Source organism: Ruoffia sp. FAM 26255 (genome assembly GCF_045528525.1).
In the GTDB taxonomy this organism is placed as follows: Bacteria; Bacillota; Bacilli; order Lactobacillales; family Aerococcaceae; genus Ruoffia; species Ruoffia tabacinasalis.
This window is the reverse complement of sequence record NZ_JBGQQX010000146.1, coordinates 1-290: the sequence shown is the minus strand read 5'-3', so window position 1 is coordinate 290 and position 290 is coordinate 1. Positions and strand designations below refer to the sequence as shown.

The 290-nt window shown below is 36.9% G+C and carries 1 protein-coding gene; it reads left to right on the top strand.

The annotated features are described in order from the left end of the window. Nucleotides 1-258, top strand: a 258-nt coding sequence (locus ACEN31_RS11670) for a methyltransferase (protein WP_407109491.1), incomplete at its 5' end; no start/stop codon positions are given. Nucleotides 259-290: the final 32 nt, after the last annotated feature.

The window sequence follows — 290 nt, the reverse complement described above, 5'->3', positions numbered from 1 at the left end:
ACATCAGTCGATCTGAACGGAGAGGTTTTAGATTATGTTCTAACCAACCCACCGATTAGAGCAGGAAAACAGACGGTTCATCAGTTTATTACCCATAGCTACAAGCAATTGAAACCAGGAGGCTCCTTATGGGTCGTCATCCAGAAGAAACAAGGATCACCATCTTTATATAAACATATGGAAGATATTTTTGGTAATGCTGAGAAAGTAAAGCAAGATAAAGGTTACTGGATATTAACGAGTGAGAAAATCATGTAAAAAATATAAAACATGACGATACAGCCCAATAT